The sequence below is a fragment of the Larkinella insperata genome (assembly GCF_026248825.1).
Taxonomy (GTDB): Bacteria; Bacteroidota; Bacteroidia; order Cytophagales; family Spirosomataceae; genus Larkinella; species Larkinella insperata.
Genome location: NZ_CP110973.1, coordinates 3,434,625 through 3,453,519 on the forward strand (window position 1 = coordinate 3,434,625; position 18,895 = coordinate 3,453,519).

Consider the following 18,895-nt stretch of genomic DNA (forward strand, 5'->3'; position numbering starts at 1 on the left):
ATCACTGCCAAAATCATTTCAGCACCTACTTTAGCAGTTACCAGCATGGAAACGAACGCCCTACGTCCGAATCTGTTGGACGTGCCGATTAGCTTTTTTGAGTACGATCATCAGCGCAATCACTTTGCCAATACGCCATCCCAGGAAACTACCTTACGGAGAATTATAACCACAAGATATTACCGTTCCACTATTGAAGCTATCCGCACCGAAACCGATCCGACCCGGCAGGACCAGCTAAAGAAGCAGTTACCCGCCATTACGCCCGTAGCTCTGCTTTATCACCGCCGACGCGATACGACGTTTGCCCAAAAGATTAAACAGCAATGGCCTATGCTAATGGGGGATATTGACCGGAAAGATAATCCCGGTATTGATATGGGTGAATTGAAAAAGCACATGGCTCGATTGCCGTATGTGCTGCTTTGTGCCTATTCGGTGCGAGGAGGACTCTGGTTTGTGGTACGGTTGCTGGAAGCCCAAACGCCGGAAACGTTGGCGACTCACTTCCGGTATTTACAAAAGGTTTTCCGGGACCGGTTTGGGATTAAGCTTGATGCCAGCAAAGGAGGCAACCCAACTGATTTACGGTTTGTCAGCTATGATGTCGAACCGTATCTCAATGAAAACGCTACCGTGATGAAAGGGACTTACACCCCTTCCCCAAAACCGGCTTGCCGAACGTTTTTGGACCGACCAACGAAATCCGTTGATCAAAATGATTTAGTAACCCGCCTGGTTCGCTACACCCAAAATGCCGCTGAAGGCCAGCGACACGAAACGCTTTTGAAAGCCGCCATTCTTGCGGGCGGATATGTAGCCACCGGCCAGATGGATGAGCAAACCGCCGTTTACGCCCTGGAGACCGTAGCAAGTGAGTGGCCTAACTTTGGCAAGTCCCAAAAAACCATTCGTGATGGTATTGGCTATGGATTGGCAAAACCGATAGATGAGCCGCAAGACCTACCCCGTTCCGTCGTAACTGAAATCAAACCAGATAAGACAACGAAAGCCAATTTTATTCGGGATGCCGCACCGAGAGTTCAGATCATTCAAAAAGAAGATCCTCACGTACCGGCTGATTCTGGTACGCCGTTTAATCCAATCAACTTCTTTGAATGGCAGCGATCCTACCCGCCGTTCAATCAGCTTGGTTTAGCGTCGCTACCAGAAACAAAACGGGAGAACGGAAATGAAGATGAAAGTTAATTCATCCGAGAGGTACCGGAAAAGTCGCGTAAAATTTTAGATTTGTAACCCTACTACCTGATTGGTGGACAAAGTTACCTCTACGAAGTATAAAAATGAATTCAAAATAAGTAAATGAAGTTTTCAGATCCGTTTAAAATATTGTCACCCAACGAAAGGTGGGCACCGACACAAAGCCAATTGGACGCTTTTCAGAACGCCTATGAAAAGTTGTTGCCGCCTTTGGTTTATAAAATCAGACTCGCCGTTGCAAAATGGCGTGACGACAATTATATAGGTGCATCCGATACTACAAAATCACTTTTGAATTTTTGGTTTAATGAAGAGCATTTAATCGGACAGACCAAATTCAGTTTTTTCTTTTCTCAACGGGAAGCGATTGAGTCCATTGTTTATCTGTATGAAATAGCCAATGCAAAGGACAAATACGAATTGATGAAATTTGACTCATCAGGTCGTATCAGCACGGGTATGTTTGACGAAAATTGGACCCGTTATGTAGTGAAAATGGCGACTGGTGCGGGTAAGACGAAAGTTATGGGTTTGACTTTGGTTTGGTCATACTTTCACAAACTCTATGAAGCCGACAGCACATTGTCACAAGACTTTTTGGTGATTGCACCCAATATAATTGTATTAAATCGTTTGAGAAAAGATTTTGATGGACTGAAAATGTTTTTTGACGAGCCATTCATTCCTGATAATGGCTTTGACGACAAAGACTGGAAAAACGATTTTCAATTAACACTTCACATTCAGGACGACCTTAAACCTATTACAGAATCGGGTAATATTTTCCTGACCAATATTCACCGAGTATTCTTCAATGAAGACCCTGAACAGAGTTTTGAAACAACCTTTTTGGGTGTGAAGCCAAAACCTGATGCGGACAAATCAAAAGGCTTAGACCTTGGCAAAATTTTAAGAAGCGATAAAGTTAAAAATCTGGTTGTGTTGAATGATGAAGCCCATCACATTCACGATAGTTCATTGGCTTGGTTCAAAAGCATAGAAGATATTAATAACAAAATCAAACTGAAAACTGGCAATGGAATCAGTTTACAGGCTGACTATACAGCAACACCCAGACATAACAACGGAGCAATATTCGTTCAGACCATTTGCGATTATCCGTTGGTAGAAGCTATAAAACACAACGTTGTAAAGTCGCCTGTTCTGCCTGACGAAGCTTCAAGGCAAAAAATCCAGGAAAAAGACAGCAACGATTTTGTTGAGCGATACCGTGATTACATTCATTTGGGCTATTTGGAATGGGAACAACAATATGAAGAACTTAAAAATCATAAAACCCCAATATTGTTCATTATGACAATGAACACTAAAGAAGCCGACCATGCGGCAGCTTTTTTGGAAGCCAATTACCCGAAAATGAGAAATTCAGTGTTGACCATTCACACCAATACATCAGGTGAAATCAAAGAATCAGCATCAAGCAAAAAGGACAAAGAAGAATTAGAGAAATTACGCAAGGCAGCAGACGACATAGACAAAGACCATTCTCCTTACAAAGCTGTTGTTTCGGTTTTAATGCTCCGTGAAGGCTGGGACGTTAGAAATGTTGCCACCATTGTAGGACTTCGCCCTTATGGTGCAGATTCAAAAGTTTTACCCGAACAGACCATAGGTCGTGGATTGAGAAAAATGTTTTCACTTGAAACACCAGAAAAATTGGTAATCGTTGGAACGCCTAAGTTTTTGGAATTTGTAGAAGAACTGAAAACCGAAGGCGTTGAATTCCAATACAGCCCAATGGGTAAGGGAACAAAAGGCAAATCGCCAATTATTGTGGAGGTGGATAAAGAGAATCCAGACAAAGATTTGGACAAATTAGACATTCCCATTCCACAAATGAGTCCAAGAATTTACCGTGAGTTTAAGAATTTGGAATTCATTGATGTGAGCAAGTTCCAAAACGAAAAAGTTCCGATAAAAAAATTCAGTTCAGACGAATTGAAAGAGATTGTATTTAATGACATTGAAGGTAATCTTTCTCACAAAACCATTTTCAAAGACACTGTTCCCGACTATCGAAATGTAATCGGATTTTTCACTTCTTCTATTTTAAAAGATAGCCGACTGGTAAGTGGCTTCAGTATCCTTTATCCAAAAGTGGAAAGCTTCATCAAGTATCAACTTTTTACCAATGAAGTTGAATTGAGCGACCCACAAACATTAAGAAACCTTTCGGAAGTAAAACCAAAAGAAGTTTTACGAGCTACTTTCAAAAAAGCTATTGATGACCTGACTGTTACCGACAAAGGAACCGCAGAAGTGAAAAACTACATATCGCTGAAACTGACAAAACCGAAGGTTGCCGAAAACCAGCCTTTCCTTGTTCCGAAAAAATCGGTATTCAACAAAATCATTGGTGATAGTCCGTTTGAAATGGAAGTGGCATCATTTCTTGAAAATCGTTTTTCAGATGTAATTGCCTATGCCAAAAACACAATGGGCGAAGGTGGGATAAATTTCAAAATTGAATATCAAGCACAAGACGGAAATATTCGCGAATATTTCCCTGACTTCTTTGTAAAAACAGGAGCTAATACTTTTTACATTCTTGAAACTAAAGGCAGAGAAGATTTAGATGACTTATTAAAAATTAAACGCTTGTTAACTTGGTGTAAAGACATCAACAATGTACAAAGTGAATACACTTACAACTCTGTGTATGTAAAGCAGGAAAAATGGGATGACTTGAAGAACAATCTGAAATCATTTAAGGACCTTGTTTCTGTGTTTTTCATAAAGGATTTCGGCAAGAAACTTTCTAAAGAAGAAGCCATTCAACTCATTAAAAAAGGTGCTGATGTATCAAGCTTTGGCGACCCGATAGAATGGCAAAAGAAAGACAGAACGGAGCGTAAAATCAATGGGCTATGAGACTGATAGATAGCAATATATTGATTTACGCTGCAAAGCTTGAATATACAGTATTAAAGGAATTGTTGGAGCAAGACGACTTAGCTGTTTCTGAATTGACCAAACTTGAAGTATTGGGCTATCACGGTTTGACTGATGAAGCCGAAGAATATTTTAATGCTGTTTTTTCATTGGTTACAATTTTACCTATTACAAGTACCGTAATTAACAGAGCCACGGAATTAAGGCAACAGCGGAACATGAAATCCGCTGATGCAATTATAGCTGCAACATCTTTATTGCACTGCACTGAACTAATCACAAGGAATACGGGTGATTTTGACCACATTCCTGACTTAATTATAAATAATCCAATTGATTAATGAACTTGAACGATAACGATAAAGGCAGAATCATTGAGCTAATAAAGGCAGGAGAAAAACTGCCTAAGGAGTACATCTACAAACTTTTTTCAGATGAAGAAGATGTATTCCTATTTTGGAACGGAAGGAAAGAAGATGTTACCAATGTAGCTCTACCCTTTCATAGTATCGAGCATATTGACGAGCCACGCAGAGAAGAAAAAAAGGTGGGTGATATGTTTGAAATGTTTGACACTCGTGGACGACAACTCAAAGGCTGGACAAACAAACTGATTTGGGGAGATAACAAACTCATCCTATCATCTTTGGCGAATGGACCAATCAGAGAAGAAATTGAAAAGCAAGGGGGCATCAAACTAATTTACATTGATCCACCTTTTGCCGTAGGTGCTGATTTTGGTTTTGAAATTGAAATAGGCGGAGAAAAAGCAGAAAAAAAACAAAGTATAATTGAAGAAATTGCGTACCGGGATACTTGGGGCAAAGGGATTTCATCCTATTTGTCAATGATGTATGAGCGATTGAAATTGATGCATACTTTATTGGCAGAAGATGGAAGTATTTATGTGCATTGTGATTGGAGGATGTCCAGTTATTTAAAAATTATCTGTGATGACATATTTGGTGTTGAATCCTTCATAAATGAGATTGCTTGGCATTACAAAAGGTGGCCCTCAAAAAGCCGCAACTTCCAGAAAATGCATGATATTATACATCTTTATGGGAAATCCGATAAAAGAATTTTCAATGTTCAATTACAAGAGCTCACAGAAGGTACTAACAAAAGATGGCAAGGAAAGAAAAGCAAAGTAGAGTTTTTGAATGGAATTAGACAAGTTACTCAAATGACAGAGGAGCAATCGGAAGGCACACCACAAGATGATGTTTGGGATATTCCAGTTGTAAACAGTCAAGCTATTGAACGATTAGATTATCCTACCCAAAAACCCGAAGCACTTTTAGAACGCATTATTAAAGCAAGCAGTAATAAAGGTGATTTAGTAGCAGACTTTTTCTGTGGCAGTGGAACCACGGCAGCAGTGGCAGAAAAGCTGGGCAGAAAGTGGATAACTACTGATTTAGGTCGTTTCTCTGTCCACACGGCCCGTAAACGTCTAATTGGTGTGCAGCGTGAATTGCAGGCCAGCGGAAAAAATTTCAGAGCATTCGAAATTCTCAACTTAGGCAAGTATGAGCGACAGTTCTTTATGGACGACCTGAGCAATGGGAAGCGAAAAGCCAAAGAAGCTTTGTATGTAGACTTGATTTTGGAAGCCTATAAAGCCAAACGAATAGACGGGCATACTGCTTTGCACGGTCAAAAAACAGGCCGGTTTATTCATGTTGGCCCTCTAGATGTTCCGGTTACTCAAAGCCGTTTGGCGGAGATTTTTGCAGAATGCCGCAAAAATCTCTATACACAGGTTGATGTATTGGGCTTTGAGTTTGAAATGGGCTTAACACCACAATTTATTCAGGATCTCAAGGAAAAAGGCGTTGCAATTACGCTCAAATACATTCCTAAGGATGTGTTTGACAAACGAGCAGTTGAAAAAGGTCAGGTGAAATTCTTTGATGTAGCGTATTTGAACACTAAAGAGAAAATTAACGGAGAATCTATCACCATTGAACTTACCGACTTTGTTACCCACTACACCCAAGATGACATTGAAGAATTGCAAAAGTCAGAGAGACCGGTTAGCAAAGTAGTCATTGAAGATGGTCAAATCATCAAAGTAGAGAAAGACAAAAGCGGCATCATAAACCGGACACTACTTACTGAAAACTGGTATGACTGGATTGACTATTGGGCAATTGACTTTAACTACGAAGACAAGAAAGAAATCATCAAAGTAAAAAACGAAGAGGGCGAAACCGAAGAACACTGGACAGGCAATTACCTGTTTGAAAATGAGTGGCAGAGTTTCCGCACCAAGAAGAATCCAAAGCTTGAATTCACAAGTATTGCTTACAAATACAAGAAAGCAGGTAAATACAAGGTAATGGTAAAGGTGGTGGACATCTTGGGAATTGATACTAGTAAAATAGTTGAAGTGAACATTAAATAGTAGACAAATGCTTTTAAAGGCTCATTTACAAAACTGCATATTTCAAACCTCAAGTTAAATTTTTAAAATAGCTTCCATGCTTTCGCACGGAGTTATCACAAAGGACAGATAGCCACATGAAAAACAGAGGAGTAGCTGATAATTAGGTTCTTCCGCAATGGAGGTTAACAAGATTCTATACAGTTTTTTAATTAAAAAACTGTTGTTTTCTATTGAAAATTATTACCAAAAGTCCTTTCTGCGGGGTGTGAAACTGTTAACAGAAACCTTTATATACTTAACGACAAATGACAAATAAAGAAAAGTCAACAATTCAAGAACAACTTGCCGCCTTATACCTTCGTCTAAATGGATATTTTACTACTGGTTACATAATTCATTCTGATGAAAAAGAAATTGAAGGTGAAATTGATATTGTAGCTGTACGTTTTCCATTACACAAACAAGATGACACAGAACATAACTCGTCAAACTTTCTAGAACTTTCTTCAAATATTGACATCATTATAGCAGAAGTGAAAAGCATAGGAAAACCTTTACAATTCAACGACTGCTTAAAGCAAAGAGGTAGTCTTGAACCTCTGCAGAAGCTTCTTCGATGGACAGGCTTCTTCTCTGACAACAATATTGACGATATAGCAATTGAGCTAAATATACTTGTTCAACCTGTAGAAAATTCGCAGCTAAAGAATTTTCGTTCAACAAAAGTTTTAGAAACAAATTTTGGAAATGTGAAAATTAGACCAATTCTTTTTAGTCCAGAACGTAATAATATAAACAATACAGATAAGTTTATAAATTGGACAGAAATCAATGATTTCATTTGGCTTTGCCTCTGCCCTGCGGATGTAAGGGCAAAATGCGGAACTCGTTACGATTTCACAGCTTGGGGGCAAGGTTTCAATGAAATAGTAAAAGCTTATAAAGACAGACAAAGAAATCAGAAAAAATTCGCAACTATAACTGAATTATACCAGGATATTGAAAATTTGCGAAAAAAATATGGTATCTCTAAAGACGAGGCTGACTCAATATCTGGGCTGACGGAAGTAATTGAGCATTAACAATTCTATTGAACGGTAGCGCCGGGAATTCCTGCCTTTGACAATCCCTAAAACCGTATATTATCATTTAAAATGAAATACTTTTAAAGTATTTATCTGTAATATACTGGCTCTCCGTTTAACTTCTTTCTTATCCTTATATTCTCTAAATTAGAGTAAAAATAGAAGGGTTATGAAATTTGAAAAAGGACGCGAAAAAACCGGGGGTCGCAAGCTGGGAAGCACCAACCGAACCAGCACGGATTTAAAAAATCGGATAGCTACTCTTATCGACAATCAGTTTGATTCGATTCAAGCTGATCTAGAATTGCTCGAACCAAAAGACCGAGTAATGGCTTACCTAAAATTTATCGAGTATGTATTGCCCAAACAGCGGGAACAGAAAATAGATCTATCCACGCTGACGGATGAGCAGATTGACGCGCTATTAGACAAGGCAATGGCTAAGCTAGATTAGGCATGAGATTAGCACAGGTTAGCCGCTCGCAAAAAGTGAAGATTTTGCATGAATTGGTGAATGGGAGATCTGCCCCGATACGCAGCCTTTACCAGAACCGGATACGCGATTTCTCCAAAATGACGGATGCGGAAATAAAAGCAGAGCACGAACGAATCAGGAAAAAGATATATCGAGAAACCGGTATCATGCCTCCGCCTTTACCTGACTTCGAAGCAATGACTGATGAGGAACTAAGAGCACATGCAGGTAGATACCGCCATGCCATTGCTAACTAGGTCCGAAAAGATTAAGCTGTTAGCTAGCGCATTGCAAGGCACGATGACGCCAAAGCAGATTTCTGATTTTCGCCAAAGCCAGGAACCCATCTATCTGACCTTAAATTTAGGCGATGAGGCCCGTCCACAGCTGCAAGACCCCGACCAGCCGACATTTCACATTGAAATCTATCGCGACGGCACTAGCAAGAGTTATGACCGTTACCCGGATGGACGAATCGTTTACCGTACGTAACAGACTATGAACCGGACCGAAAAACTAAAAGTCCTGGAGAACCTTTTGGAGGGAAACAATGAAAAGTTGAGAGAATTGCACTGTGAACGTCAGAAGAAGGCGATGCCATTTCTTGAGGTTTACGGGTTCGTTAACATTCACCAATGTTCTCCGCTTCTATTAGATGTGTTGGTGATACCAACCGCAAGTATCATAAATCATAACCGAAAGGATTATATACCACTAAGGGACTGCTTACGCCGATTTGATGAAATTGATACGATCAAGTACCCTTGCTACCCTTATAGCGCTGTCGGGAGTATCGATATTGATGATTATAGGTTCGATGCGGCAGTATTAGATTCTATTCAGATCCGCTATCGTAATTATTCAAACCGCTACCTGAAAGGCGGCACTGTCGCTGACCTCCGCCTTTATTTTAATCAAAGTGCATCAGCCTTTGATTTGTACCCTTTGCTTCTGCTTTCCTTTGAATCGAACCCTTCTTGATAAGACTGATCAGCCAGACAAAAGAGCATTGTATGAAACGAGTTGAAAAGATTACCCTTCTTTCAAAGTTGATAAATGGGAGACCAAGCCAGCAAGCTATAAAACAGCTAAGGGAAGAAAAGCGCGACGCCTGGTTTATGGTCGTTACAGATGGAAGAGACCCGGAACCAACGGATTGGGTTGAGGTCCGGCCACGGCATGGAGGGAGCGTCAAAAAGATACTCTATAGAGATTTTGTAAACGATCCAATTTACTACGGCTGTAGCTGTATTGTCTTAGACATTTAACCATGAAGCAACCGGACAAACGTGCTTTGTTAAGCCAGCTTTTACAAGGACAGACAAATGGCTTATGGGCTTTAAAGGAGGAACAGCGACGTATTACCGGGATTGTAATCGTTGACCGGATGCCTGATGAGTTGAGCGCTGAACCTGTTCAAGCAAGCTATACCCCCTTAGAAGTGGAACCATGATAACAGAGCTACTTACCTACAGCGAAATCTTGGCAAAAACAGAAAGCATATTAATTCTCATACCGGATAACTATCGAGATTAACCCCATGAACTACGCTAAGATCAACAGTAAACGCCAACTCCTTGCAGATTTCTTTATAGGTAGAACAGAGTCATTACAGGCATACAAAGACAAACAGGAGCAAATTCAGTCTCCTTACCGCTGGGCGGTTTACAATACTGTAGAAGCGGTAAAATATCTGATTACTTTGGATGGCACCCGTAAGCCAATGACTGATGAAGAGTTTGATCAGGTACCCACTGTATCTAAATTCATATTGGTTGATTATGCGACAGGGGCAAGAGTTTCGGCTTTAAAGGAGCTTCAAGATAATTTCCCTCCTGATATGTTCAATGAAGTTTGTGTGTGATTTTTTAGCCCTTCCGGTATATATACACTCGGTTACAACTTAAGAGCTAATTATTACACTTTTAATGACTTGTATTGAGGAGATGAAGTATAACCAACCTTTTATAAGTTAAGATTAATAAGCAAAATTAAACTGCAAAAAATATGGAAAGACAAGAGAATCCGATTGACTATAACCTTCGTAAAATAGCCGAGTGTAATAAAGAACTTAAGCACCTGTCTGCCAATCCTGACGAAGCCAACCAAGAAGTAAACGCTCCCAATTATGAAGGGTTTACAATTACATATAAGAACAAGGTTGAATTAGATAGGGGCCGATATGTCAGCCAGTTACGAAGATGGTTGGAGCCCTATAACATAGGTGTGCTTTCCAGCGTTCCTGTCTCTACTAACAGAGCAGGTTTAAAGTATATAGCCTTTCTAGATATTTTGGGATTTTCGGATATAGTTGAGAACAACACACAGGAAGAACTGGACACATTTGTAGATTTTTTAATTAGGGACATTCAAAATAGCATGGTTTCAACAGAAGTGGGGAAAACAAAAATGCGATTATCTCATTATGGCTTTACACCTGATCTTTATGAAGCGAAGCTAAATTCATTATTGCTTTCTGACACTTTGATTTTCTGGTCAAATGACGATTCAGAAGAGAGCTTTCATGAAATAGTTAAAACCGTTAGCTTTTTGATGAATTTCGAAGCTTATTATTCTCATGTAGCCTTGAGGGGTGCTATTACAGTCGGCGAGCTTTCGTTTGTGGATTACCGAATCACACACCCCTTATTAATGGTAGACCAGTCTACGATTTATGGAAAGGCAATAGTTGAGGCTTACAGGATAGAAAAAGAACAACAATGGATGGGCTGTGTGGTCACTCAGAGAGCACTTGGTCATTATATGACTCAGCAGTCTTCTCAGGAAAGGACGGACAGCCTGCTTGCCGATTATTTGATTGAATATGAGGTTCCATATAAAGCAGAAAGTCGTAAAGAATATGTGGTGAAATGGCCTCGAACTTGGTTACACGATAATTATCGGAGTGATATTGAAAAGTGCTTTACTGAGCGCCAAAAACTTAAGCAACTTCCTCAGAAGGATGATGTTTTACTTAAACATGAAAACACATTAAGATTTGTAGAATATGTAGGAAACCAGACAGATAGAGAAAAAATAGATGATAATTCAATATAAAGCATTTTTGTGATTGCTTTATGGCATGAGAGTGTCTAAAGAAATCCTTCTCATACACTATAGAAAAAGTTAGTTTTCAGTTTTCCCGAACAATGAATGTTCTTAATTGTTTTACCTAACGCTTTACCTAAAAACAAACAAGCACTTACCATTTCTGATAAGTGCTTGATTTTCAGGGTGGGAGTTGACGGGTTCGAACCGCCGACCCTCTGCTTGTAAGGCAGATGCTCTGAACCAGCTGAGCTAAACTCCCTTTTTCTATTTTCCCGCTGACTATTTTCCGTCGTTTGGGAGTGCAAATATAGATAGCTCTGGAGGCTTTATGCAAGCTTTTAACCAAAAAAAATCAAAATATTTTTCAAGGCGTTCAGCTTCAGTGACTTTTGAATGCAAACTTTTTTACTCAAAATTCAGATAAAGCGTGACCGTGTGGGTACGCAGTTTTTGCAGGCCAATATTAGCCGTATTTCCCTGAACCGGTTCAAATAAATTGACCAGGCCGTGCGAAAACCGAATTTCTGGAGCGAACTTGAAGAATTCGAAGAATTGCTCAAATCCGATACCGTACTCAACCGCCAAGTCCTTGTTTTTGGTTAGCAGCCGGCTCGAACCGGCTACTTCGCGTCGGCGAACGTTGGTTTCCAAGCCGAGCGACGCGCCCCCCACCATGTACATTCGTGAATTTCTCCGGCGTTTCGACTTATATTTTAACAAAACCGGGAAGTCAACCCAGGTTGATTCGCGTACTTCACTTTTAGTAGCTCCGCCTGGGTATCTGGACTCCACCGAGCGGGAATACAGCGATACGGCGGGCGTTACTCGAATATCGAAACGCTCGCTCATGATGGTGTTCAGGATAAAACCAACCCGAAACCCGGCTTTGTTGGGAGAATAAAGCTGGTACGCCGAATCGGCATTCACGTAGGCATCGCTGTATTTAATGTTGAAGCGCGTGATGGGAGCCGCAAACAGAAAGCCGTATCGAATGGTCCTGTCTTCGTAGTCTTCCAGGTGAGTCCGGCGGTAACGCATCGACGACTGCGCCCGCAGGTCGGGGATGAGTAACGTCAGCAACAAACCAACCGCTATACTTTTTTTCCGATGTAAATAGAGCAAATGCCAAATGTAAGAGGTATCCATCGTGTTTGCGTAAATCCTGCCTGTTCCAGAACCCGGACAAAATCCGGGCCATCCGGAAACGCCTGCATTGACTCGGGCAGATACGTGTAGGCCGAAGTATCTTTCGACACCAGCCGACCGATCAGGGGCAGCAGGCGATTGGTATAAAAACTGAAAAATTGCTTAAACGGAAATTTGCGCGGCTTCGAAAACTCCAGAACCATACACGTGCCACCCCGCCGTGTCACACGGTGCATGTCGGTTAGTCCTTTGAGCAGATTTTCGAAATTGCGTACACCAAACGAAACGATCACGGCGTCGAAAACATTGTCTGAAAAGGGTAATCTTTCCGAATCGCCGGTGCGCAGCTCTATTTTGTCTTCCACGCCCAGTTTCCGAATTTTCTCCCGGCCAATCTTCAGCATTCCTTCCGAAATGTCGACGCCGGTTATTTTTTCGGGATTGAGTTTCAGGGCTTCAATGGCAAAATCGCCCGTACCGGTGGCGATATCCAGAATTCTGCGGGGCTTTTCCGGCTGCAGCAATTGGATGGCTTTTTTTCGCCAGATGATGTCGATACCGGCACTGAGCAGGTGATTCAGCAGGTCGTACTTGGGCGAAATCGAGTCGAACATTTCTTCGACCTGCTCGCGCTTGCTGGTATTTTTGTCTTTATAAGGAACAACGGCCATGGTAATTCTTGGATGGCTGGATGGTTGAAAATGGGCTGAGATGGTTACAATGGTTAAACAGTTAAACCGCTAAAAGGATTGAATGACTCAACACTGAAGGGTAGCCGAGCCTCATGCTACTACTTTTCAATTCTGCAAAGCTACCTATCCCACCTAACCATTTAATCCTCAAAACCATTCAGCCCTTTCGTTACGCAAAGGTAGGGGCGTTTGGTCAGAAAGTTTGTGATTCCCTGCCATAATCCGTAGTTTTCAGCACTATTTCTTCCCTTGCGCGTATGAATCGTTCCGACTTTTTGAAAACATCGGCCTTGGCCGGTGCTGCGGTGATGAGCCGCCCCTTAATAACGCTGGCCCAGCAATCCACTTACCGAACGGCCCTGATTGGCGCCGGTTGGTGGGGCAACAATATCCTGCGCAGTGCCATGCAATCCGGGCAGTCGAAGCTCGTGGCGCTTTGTGATGTAGACCAGCGCCAACTGACCAAAACCGCCCAGGAATTTTCCAAACTCACTAGCGACAAACCGAAATTATACCGAGATTTCCGGGAATTGCTTTCCCGCGAAAAGCCCGAAATTGTCATTGTAGCCACCCCCGACCACTGGCATCCGCTCATTGCCATCGAAGCCATGAAGCAGGGCGCGCATGTGTACGTCGAAAAACCAATCGGCCACACGATCAATGAGGGGAAAGCCATGGTAAAAACCGCCCGGCAAACCGGTAAAGTGTGTCAGGTGGGCACGCACCGGCGGGTTTCTCCGCATAACGTGTCCGGAATGGAGTTTCTCAAATCCGGCAAGGCGGGTAAAATCGGGATGGCCCGGGCGTTTGTGCACTACGGCGGTGGTCCGGGGCAAATGGTGCCAGACGAGGAAGCACCGAAGGAAATGGACTGGGATCTCTGGTGCGGACCGGCCCCCCTGCGTCCTTACAACCGGACCATGCATCCGCGCGGCTTCCGGCAGTACCTGGATTACGCCAACGGAACCCTGGGCGACTGGGGTATTCACTGGATGGATCAGATCCTGTGGTGGACGGAGGAAAAATACCCGAAAAAGGTCTTTACCGCCGGTGGCCGGGCCATTAAAAAAGATAATACCGACGCCCCCGATCATCAGGTCACCAGCTTTGAGTTCGAAGACTTTACGGCAGTTTGGGAGCACCGCACGTTTGCGGCCAACAACGCCGAGAAAACCCACCCGCAACAGGCCGTCGGCGTTTATTTCTACGGGACGGAGGGAACCTTCCACATGGGATGGCTTGATGGCTGGACATTTTATCCAACTGACCCCAAAAAGCCGGTTATTCACCAGGACGCCCAGCTTAACAAACCCGACGATCAGAACATTGCCCAGCTGTGGGACGATTTCCTGAAAGCCATCAAATCCAAAAGCCTGCCGACCTGCGACATCGAAATCGGCCACCGCTCAACCAACATGGCTCTGCTGGGTATGTTATCGTATAAGCTGGGCCGTAGCATCGAATGGGACGGCAAAAAACAAGTGATCAAGAACGACGCCGAAGCCAATAAACTCCTGAGCCGTGAGTACCGCGGGGAATGGAAATATCCGGTTTAAGGCTCCCGGCGGGCCAGTCCATACAAGCTTTTGTCTGTAAAGGTCCTGATACTCAGCTTCCGCATCTTAACTTATGGGTTAAAGTCCGTCAGGACGTAAACAGCTTACCTTTTTTATCAGTTATACAAAGAGCAAGCTGTTTACGTACATGTCCGATTCCCCCGATTCTACTGGCGATTTTGACCAGGCCACCGCAGGCCGGACTGCTCTTCGTTATCTGGCTCGTGCTATGCATACGGTCCATCCGTCAGACGAGCCATTTGTGATGAGTCGTCCGGAAAAGCTTGCGATCCAGCGGCTTAAATTTTTTACCATGCTGGCGGCTGCGGCCGTCGTCGTGCTGGGCATCTGGGTATTCTACCTGCCACACGTTTTGTGGACCAGCTGGTTTATGGAAACGCACACCGCCCTCGGTGACTGGCCCCTGATCAGCATTCTCTTTGCGGCTTTACTCCTGTATCTGGTCGTTCACGCCCTGATTTTGATCCATAACGGGGCCATTCGGCTCGTGGAGGTAACGTGTCAGTTCCCGCGTTTTCATGATACTTCGTACAACCGTCATTTGAATCAACTGGCGGAGAATTGCCCCCAGCGTAGCGTATTCCGGCTTCGTATGCACCCGCGCCCTTTACTGCCCTGGACCATGCCCGGCTATCTGGTAATGGTTTTGTTGCTGGCCTTCCTGAGCGATGCACTCGTGCAATTGGGGCTTCGACTCTGGTACGGGCAGCCGGTTTCGCCGGTCGTTATGGTGCTCAGCAGCACCGTCGTAGCGGCTCTCTGGGTCGGCTGGGCTACCCACCGGATCTTGCTGCAAGCCCAGATTCGGGTGATGGTTCCGCTCACGATCCGGCAATTTACCAACGATCTGGTCGAGGAATTTGGGCGTGAACCTGCCTTCCGGCGGTTACTCCCGGGGATTATGCGTCAGGCGGGGGTTTCGTCAAAACCGGGTAATTATCCGCATTTGCTGCTTTTTGAGGCCCTGGTGTCGCGCTTCGCCATGGATCCGGATAAGATGCGCGTGGTCAGAACCGACGGTTTTACTGAACAACTGGCCGGTTGTCCCAGTCAGATTCGGCAGGGCGTGGAACGGCTTTTTCTCTTCACGCTTCTCATCGATGGTCATTTATCGCCCCTGGAGCAAATCCGACTCCGGCAGTGGCAAAATGCGGGTGTGGTGAAAACGTCGGCCGCTGATGTCGAAACCATGCGCAGAAATTTTGTGAAAGGAGAAGGGTTATGGGTGTAATTTCGGAACTTGATCCGAAATAGCATCTATTCCTATGAAGCCCTTTTTGACGCTCTTCTTACTGGCCTGCGCCCTTTTTTCGTTTGCCCAAAAAAGCCCGAAACAACCCGTTCCCATTATTTTAGATACCGACATTGGCCCGGATTACGATGATGTCGGGGCAATGGCGGTGCTGCACGCCCTCGCTGATCGGGGAGAAGCCCGACCGCTGGCCGTTATTTCGTCCAATAAGCACGAACTGGTCGTACCAACCATCGACGTCCTGAACACGTATTTCGGCCGTCCTGAGCTGCCAACTGGCGTCCCGAAAGGTCCCGGCGTGACGGACGGCGCCTGGCAGAAATGGCCGGAAATGCTGGTGGCTACTTACCCGCATACCGTACGCGCGAGTTCCGACGCGCCCGATGCCGTAACGACGTATCGCCAAGTGCTGGCCCGGCAACCCAACGGGAGTGTTACCATCGTAACCATCGGTTTTCTCACCAACATGGCGAATTTGCTCGACTCGAAGCCGGATCGGTATTCACCCCTGAACGGAAAAGAGCTGGTCAAACAGAAAGTAAAGGAACTGGTATCGATGGCCGGACTTTTTCCGGAAGGCCGTGAGTTCAATGTTTTCAAAGATTCGGTTGCTGCCGAAAGAGCTTTTACCAACTGGCCCACGCCGATTGTATTCAGCGGTTTTGAAATCGGAAAGCAGATTAAAACCGGCTCTCGGCTGGTGGCGGATCAGACGCTGAAAAGTCCCGTCAAGGATGTGTTTGCCCGTTGCCTGCCCCTGGCGAAGGAAGATAATGACGGTCGGATGAGCTGGGATCAGACGGCGGTACTGGTCGCCATTCGCGGGGCCGAACCGTATTATGGCATGAAACGTGGACGGTATATTGCCAAAGGGGGAAACAATGGCTGGCAGGATGACCCAAGCGGCACCCATTACTACCTGACTGAAAAAATGCCGGTGGCGCAGATTACTCAGGAACTGGAAACGTTAATGAGGCACCAACCAAAAAACAGAAAAAAAGTTAAGTAATTGCACTTTTTTGTGAAAGAAGTCAGAGTATCTAGCCCGATATTTGCTATATTTGAGTTGCTCATCGTATAACTCTGCCATGATCAGACAACTTTTTATCAATCTCGCTGGCCGCGTTCAGGTTCGTGTAACTCAATTTGGCATCAAAGAATGGCTTCTGCTTTTCTACTTTTTAGTGCAGCCCCTCGTTTGGCAACGCTGCGTTGACGGGTTTGAGTATGCCTGGCATCTGCTGCAAATCGCCAGTTTGTTTGCTACGGCCGACATTGTCGAGCACATCGTAGGGTCTTTCCAAAGCCAGGTTGAACACCGGCAGTTGCTGACCCGCATCAAAGAATGGGGGCTGATCATTACAACCGTAGCCTTCGTAATTTTATTTATAGAAAGCGTAACAATCGGCTTGTAAGCTGACTAGCCGATTGTTACACCTCCGTTCATCAGCGACCGGACTCCGCGGTCGTGGTTTTCAGCGGTATTTTCTGGTCACGCATGGCTGCGTTATAAACGAATGATGCTACAATGGTTGATGCCTGTTTCAGATCATCGGCCAGAAGGTGGTCGTAGGTGTCCATGTTCGTGTGGTGCGTGCGAGTGCTGTACTCAATACCATCCTGAATAAAGCCAAAACCGGCCAGACCTACCTGGTCAAAGGGTACGTGGTCGGTGCCCCCACTGCTTTTGGGCGCAACCGTGGTGGCTCCCAGGTCGTGGAACGGTTCCAGCCACTGCGCAAAAATGAGTCCGGCAGCCGTGTTGTTCTGCAAATAAATCCCCCGAATTTTTCCGGTTCCGTTGTCAACGTTGAAATAAGCTGCCAACTGCTGCCCTTCTTTGGATAATTTGTTGGTCGCCGGATCCACAAAATGCTTGGTTACGTAGTTTTTCGAACCGTGTAACCCTTGTTCTTCACCGCTCCACAACGCAATCCGGATCGTCCGGCGGGGTTTCAGCCCCAGCGTTTTCAGAATTCGAACGGCCTCCATCATCACCGAACAACCGGCGGCATTGTCGGTTGCTCCCGTAGCCGCGTGCCAGGAGTCGAGGTGGGCGCCCAGCATGACAACTTCCTCTTTCAGTTTCGGGTCGGTGCCCGGAATTTCGGCAAGCACGTTGTAGCCTTTCGTATCGGTCGTGTGAAACTTGGTTTTCACGTCCAGTTCCAGCTTGATCGGGACGCCCGCTTTCGCCATCCGGCTCAGCGACAGGTAATCTTCCACCGAAATGGTCAGGTCGGCCAGCTCATCGTGGGCCGTTCCGCTGGCGGCATTGGCAAAGTCTCCGCTGACAAACAGGGTTCCGTCTTTGCTGAGTTGGCTGGTATTCAGAATCGCCAGCGCCCCGCCCTGTTTGGCCAGCTTCCGCATTTTTTGGTTGAAAGCATTGCGGGTCCGCATAGCCTGGATCATGCTGCGGTAAGAGGAGTCGCGGGGTGCCGCATCGTCCTTGGCCATTTTTTCGAGGTCCGCTTCCGTAAACCGTTTGGCATCCGGATTGAACGATGGCCTGATGGCGAAAGGCTGATGAATCAGAATTACCTTGTTTTTGAGTTTGTCGCGGTATCCCTCCAAAGCCGTTGTATCCGACTCATCAATGTACAGCACTTCGGCCTGCCGGAGTTTGTCGGTTCCGCCACTCCAGGCCCGAGGTACGGCAATAATGGTTTTGTAATACGGCGCCGTCATAGCGATGTAGCTGCGTTCAACCTCCCAGCCTTTGCCCCACTCGCCCCAGGGCTCCAGCCGGGCGTTTTGCAAGCCCCATTCTGTCAGCTTATTTTTCGTCCAGTTGGCGGCTTTCATAAAACCCGGTCCCTGCAAACGGGGGCCGTTTACGTCCGTCAGGTAAAAGGCGGTCTCCATAACTTTGGAACGGTTGAGCCCTTCTTCCCGGATTTTTTTGACTACGGCCGGATCCGGCTTGTCGTTTTGGCCGAACGAAGCGAGGGAAATGCCGGTCAGGACGCTGAAAAGCAACAGGCGTCTTCTCATGGTTAGTAACGTTTAGGTTGAGTTACTAATGTAGCGATTTGGTACCCGTAAGCCTATGAAAGTCTACCAATTGTTCGTTAATTACAATCGGATC

18 protein-coding genes and 1 tRNA gene are annotated in these 18,895 nt (G+C 44.8%); 15 read left to right on the forward strand and 4 right to left on the reverse strand.

The annotated features are described in order from the left end of the window. Positions 1-45: 45 nt before the first annotated feature. From OQ371_RS13765 to OQ371_RS13815, 11 genes are all read left to right on the forward strand, one after another. Positions 46-1,209, forward strand: a complete 1,164-nt coding sequence (locus OQ371_RS13765; RefSeq protein ID WP_265988549.1) for a BT4734/BF3469 family protein — start codon at positions 46-48, stop codon at positions 1,207-1,209. A gap of 114 nt (positions 1,210-1,323) precedes the next feature. Continuing rightward, positions 1,324-4,113 (forward strand): DEAD/DEAH box helicase, encoded by a 2,790-nt coding sequence (locus tag OQ371_RS13770; RefSeq protein ID WP_265988551.1) that lies wholly within the window; start codon positions 1,324-1,326, stop codon positions 4,111-4,113. Then, positions 4,110-4,475 (forward strand): type II toxin-antitoxin system VapC family toxin, encoded by a 366-nt coding sequence (locus OQ371_RS13775; protein WP_265988553.1) that lies wholly within the window; start codon positions 4,110-4,112, stop codon positions 4,473-4,475. Before OQ371_RS13770 ends, OQ371_RS13775 begins: the two co-directional genes overlap by 4 nt. Continuing rightward, positions 4,475-6,544 carry a site-specific DNA-methyltransferase gene (locus OQ371_RS13780; RefSeq protein ID WP_265988555.1) on the forward strand — a complete coding sequence of 690 codons (2,070 nt, stop codon included), beginning with the start codon at positions 4,475-4,477 and terminating at the stop codon, positions 6,542-6,544. Before OQ371_RS13775 ends, OQ371_RS13780 begins: the two co-directional genes overlap by 1 nt. Before the next feature lie 287 nt (positions 6,545-6,831). Next, a complete protein-coding gene (locus OQ371_RS13785) occupies positions 6,832-7,608 on the forward strand; it encodes a PDDEXK family nuclease (RefSeq protein ID WP_265988557.1) in 777 nt (258 codons plus the stop codon). 172 nt (positions 7,609-7,780) lie between these two features. Continuing rightward, positions 7,781-8,065, forward strand: coding sequence for a hypothetical protein (locus tag OQ371_RS13790; protein WP_265988559.1), 285 nt, complete (start codon positions 7,781-7,783; stop codon positions 8,063-8,065). Between the two features lie 243 nt (positions 8,066-8,308). Beyond that, positions 8,309-8,578 (forward strand): hypothetical protein, encoded by a 270-nt coding sequence (locus OQ371_RS13795; protein WP_265988561.1) that lies wholly within the window; start codon positions 8,309-8,311, stop codon positions 8,576-8,578. Positions 8,579-8,584: 6 nt separating this feature from the next. Continuing rightward, positions 8,585-9,067, forward strand: coding sequence for a hypothetical protein (locus OQ371_RS13800; protein WP_265988563.1), 483 nt, complete (start codon positions 8,585-8,587; stop codon positions 9,065-9,067). A gap of 289 nt (positions 9,068-9,356) precedes the next feature. Next, complete coding sequence (locus OQ371_RS13805; protein ID WP_265988564.1) at positions 9,357-9,539, forward strand: hypothetical protein; 183 nt, start codon at positions 9,357-9,359, stop codon at positions 9,537-9,539. Positions 9,540-9,626: 87 nt separating this feature from the next. Continuing rightward, entirely contained in the window at positions 9,627-9,950 is a 324-nt protein-coding gene (locus tag OQ371_RS13810; RefSeq protein WP_265988565.1) for a hypothetical protein, read from the forward strand. A 143-nt stretch (positions 9,951-10,093) separates the two neighbouring features. Further along, a complete protein-coding gene (locus tag OQ371_RS13815; protein ID WP_265988566.1) occupies positions 10,094-11,143 on the forward strand; it encodes a hypothetical protein in 1,050 nt (349 codons plus the stop codon). Between the two features lie 178 nt (positions 11,144-11,321). Here OQ371_RS13815 and OQ371_RS13820 read toward each other — a convergent pair. The 3 genes from OQ371_RS13820 to ubiE form a co-directional block, all read right to left on the reverse strand. Further along, positions 11,322-11,396: transfer RNA gene (locus tag OQ371_RS13820), tRNA-Val, on the reverse strand. A gap of 146 nt (positions 11,397-11,542) precedes the next feature. Further along, a complete protein-coding gene (gene porT / locus OQ371_RS13825) occupies positions 11,543-12,217 on the reverse strand; it encodes a type IX secretion/gliding motility protein PorT/SprT (protein WP_310586576.1) in 675 nt (224 codons plus the stop codon). 11 nt (positions 12,218-12,228) lie between these two features. After that, positions 12,229-12,954, reverse strand: a complete 726-nt coding sequence (gene ubiE / locus OQ371_RS13830) for a bifunctional demethylmenaquinone methyltransferase/2-methoxy-6-polyprenyl-1,4-benzoquinol methylase UbiE (RefSeq protein ID WP_265988569.1) — start codon at positions 12,952-12,954, stop codon at positions 12,229-12,231. A 278-nt stretch (positions 12,955-13,232) separates the two neighbouring features. Here ubiE and OQ371_RS13835 point away from each other — a divergent pair, with 278 nt between their 5' ends. From OQ371_RS13835 to OQ371_RS13850, 4 genes are all read left to right on the forward strand, one after another. Further along, positions 13,233-14,531: a Gfo/Idh/MocA family protein gene (locus OQ371_RS13835; RefSeq protein WP_265988570.1), complete on the forward strand. Its 1,299-nt coding sequence runs from the start codon at positions 13,233-13,235 to the stop codon at positions 14,529-14,531. A 148-nt stretch (positions 14,532-14,679) separates the two neighbouring features. Continuing rightward, a complete protein-coding gene (locus tag OQ371_RS13840; RefSeq protein ID WP_265988572.1) occupies positions 14,680-15,783 on the forward strand; it encodes an LBF_2804 family protein in 1,104 nt (367 codons plus the stop codon). A 34-nt stretch (positions 15,784-15,817) separates the two neighbouring features. After that, positions 15,818-16,813, forward strand: coding sequence for a nucleoside hydrolase (locus OQ371_RS13845; RefSeq protein WP_265988573.1), 996 nt, complete (start codon positions 15,818-15,820; stop codon positions 16,811-16,813). 79 nt (positions 16,814-16,892) lie between these two features. Beyond that, on the forward strand, positions 16,893-17,219 hold the full coding sequence (locus OQ371_RS13850) for a hypothetical protein (RefSeq protein ID WP_265988574.1): 327 nt from the start codon (positions 16,893-16,895) through the stop codon (positions 17,217-17,219). Positions 17,220-17,250: 31 nt separating this feature from the next. Here the strand turns inward: OQ371_RS13850 and OQ371_RS13855 are convergent, their stop codons facing one another. Next, positions 17,251-18,801 (reverse strand): M20/M25/M40 family metallo-hydrolase, encoded by a 1,551-nt coding sequence (locus OQ371_RS13855; RefSeq protein ID WP_265988576.1) that lies wholly within the window; start codon positions 18,799-18,801, stop codon positions 17,251-17,253. Positions 18,802-18,895: the final 94 nt, after the last annotated feature.

Bases quoted from the DNA above. Each gene is read 5' to 3' on its own strand.
- OQ371_RS13770 (WP_265988551.1), top strand. From the start codon at position 1,324: ATGAAGTTTTCAGATCCGTTTAAAATATTGTCACCCAACGAAAGGTGG.
- OQ371_RS13815 (WP_265988566.1), top strand. From the start codon at position 10,094: ATGGAAAGACAAGAGAATCCGATTGACTATAACCTTCGTAAAATAGCC.
- OQ371_RS13780 (WP_265988555.1), top strand. From the start codon at position 4,475: ATGAACTTGAACGATAACGATAAAGGCAGAATCATTGAGCTAATAAAG.
- OQ371_RS13845 (WP_265988573.1), top strand. From the start codon at position 15,818: ATGAAGCCCTTTTTGACGCTCTTCTTACTGGCCTGCGCCCTTTTTTCG.
- OQ371_RS13840 (WP_265988572.1), top strand. From the start codon at position 14,680: ATGTCCGATTCCCCCGATTCTACTGGCGATTTTGACCAGGCCACCGCA.
- OQ371_RS13795 (WP_265988561.1), top strand. From the start codon at position 8,309: ATGCAGGTAGATACCGCCATGCCATTGCTAACTAGGTCCGAAAAGATT.
- OQ371_RS13775 (WP_265988553.1), top strand. From the start codon at position 4,110: ATGAGACTGATAGATAGCAATATATTGATTTACGCTGCAAAGCTTGAA.
- OQ371_RS13785 (WP_265988557.1), top strand. From the start codon at position 6,832: ATGACAAATAAAGAAAAGTCAACAATTCAAGAACAACTTGCCGCCTTA.
- OQ371_RS13765 (WP_265988549.1), top strand. From the start codon at position 46: ATGGAAACGAACGCCCTACGTCCGAATCTGTTGGACGTGCCGATTAGC.
- OQ371_RS13790 (WP_265988559.1), top strand. From the start codon at position 7,781: ATGAAATTTGAAAAAGGACGCGAAAAAACCGGGGGTCGCAAGCTGGGA.
- OQ371_RS13810 (WP_265988565.1), top strand. From the start codon at position 9,627: ATGAACTACGCTAAGATCAACAGTAAACGCCAACTCCTTGCAGATTTC.
- OQ371_RS13800 (WP_265988563.1), top strand. From the start codon at position 8,585: ATGAACCGGACCGAAAAACTAAAAGTCCTGGAGAACCTTTTGGAGGGA.
- ubiE (WP_265988569.1), bottom strand. From the start codon at position 12,954: ATGGCCGTTGTTCCTTATAAAGACAAAAATACCAGCAAGCGCGAGCAG.
- OQ371_RS13835 (WP_265988570.1), top strand. From the start codon at position 13,233: ATGAATCGTTCCGACTTTTTGAAAACATCGGCCTTGGCCGGTGCTGCG.
- OQ371_RS13805 (WP_265988564.1), top strand. From the start codon at position 9,357: ATGAAGCAACCGGACAAACGTGCTTTGTTAAGCCAGCTTTTACAAGGA.
- OQ371_RS13855 (WP_265988576.1), bottom strand. From the start codon at position 18,801: ATGAGAAGACGCCTGTTGCTTTTCAGCGTCCTGACCGGCATTTCCCTC.
- OQ371_RS13850 (WP_265988574.1), top strand. From the start codon at position 16,893: ATGATCAGACAACTTTTTATCAATCTCGCTGGCCGCGTTCAGGTTCGT.